This window comes from Ruegeria sp. BH8, assembly GCF_056538065.1.
Window position 1 is genome coordinate 1 of the sequence record NZ_JBQFSP010000051.1, and the last position, 1,272, is coordinate 1,272.

1 protein-coding gene is annotated in these 1,272 nt (G+C 63.6%); it reads right to left on the reverse strand.

The window, feature by feature from the left end:
- On the reverse strand, nt 1-1,272 hold a 1,272-nt coding region (gene glyA / locus ACR0AD_RS21105), incomplete at its 5' end, for a serine hydroxymethyltransferase (protein ID WP_480484971.1).

Below are 1,272 nucleotides of genomic sequence, written 5' to 3' on the forward strand. Positions count from 1 at the left end.
TTACAGGTTCGGGTATATGGGGAAGCGGTTGCAGAGGTCTGCGACCTGGGCGCGGACGCGGGCTTCGACTTCGGCGTTGCCGTCTTCGCCGTTGGCGGCCAGGCCGTCGACCACTTCGATGATCCAGTCGGCGATCTGGCGGAACTCGGCCTCGCCAAAGCCGCGGGTGGTGCCGGCGGGGCTGCCAAGGCGGATGCCCGACGTGATGGTCGGCTTTTCCGGGTCAAACGGCACGCCGTTCTTGTTGCAGGTGATATGCGCCCGGCCCAGGGCCTTTTCGGTGGCGTTGCCCTTGACGCCCTTGGGGCGCAGGTCGACCAGCACCACATGGGTGTCGGTGCCGTGGGTCACGGTGTCGAGCCCGCCCTTGATCAACTGATCGCTGAGCGCCTGCGCATTGGTCACGACCTGCTGGATATAGCTTTTGAACTCGGGGCGCAGCGCCTCGCCAAAGGCCACGGCCTTGGCCGCGATCACATGCATCAGCGGGCCGCCCTGAATGCCGGGGAAGATCGCCGAATTCACTTTCTTAGCGATATCTTCATCATTGGTCAGGATCATGCCCCCACGTGGGCCGCGCAGGGTCTTGTGTGTGGTGGTGGTCGCCACATGCGCGTAGGGGAACGGGCTGGGGTGCTCGCCCGCCGCAACCAGACCGGCGAAATGCGCCATGTCCACGTGCAGATAGGCGCCGACCATGTCGGCGATCTGACGCATGCGGGCAAAATCGATCTGACGCGGGATGGCCGAACCGCCCGCGATGATCAGCTTGGGGTTATGCTCTTTCGCCAGCGCCTCGACCTGATCATAGTCCAGCATGTTGTCCTGCTGGCGCACGCCGTATTGCACGGCGTTGAACCACTTGCCCGACTGGTTGGGCCGCGCGCCGTGGGTCAGGTGGCCACCGGCATCCAGGCTCATGCCCAGAATGGTGTCGCCGGGCTGGATCAGCGCCTGGAACACGCCCTGGTTGGCCTGGCTGCCCGAGTTCGGCTGCACATTGGCAAAGCCACAGCCAAACAGCTGCCTGGCGCGGTCGATGGCCAGATTCTCGGCGATATCAACAAACTCGCAGCCTCCGTAATAGCGCCGGCCCGGGTAACCTTCGGCATATTTGTTGGTCATCACCGAACCCTGCGCCTCCATCACGGCGGCAGAGACGATGTTCTCGGACGCAATCAGCTCGATCTCGTCGCGCTGACGACCCAGCTCAGACCGGATCGAGCCAAAAAGCTCAGGATCGCGGTCCGACAAGGACTGGGTGAAAAATCC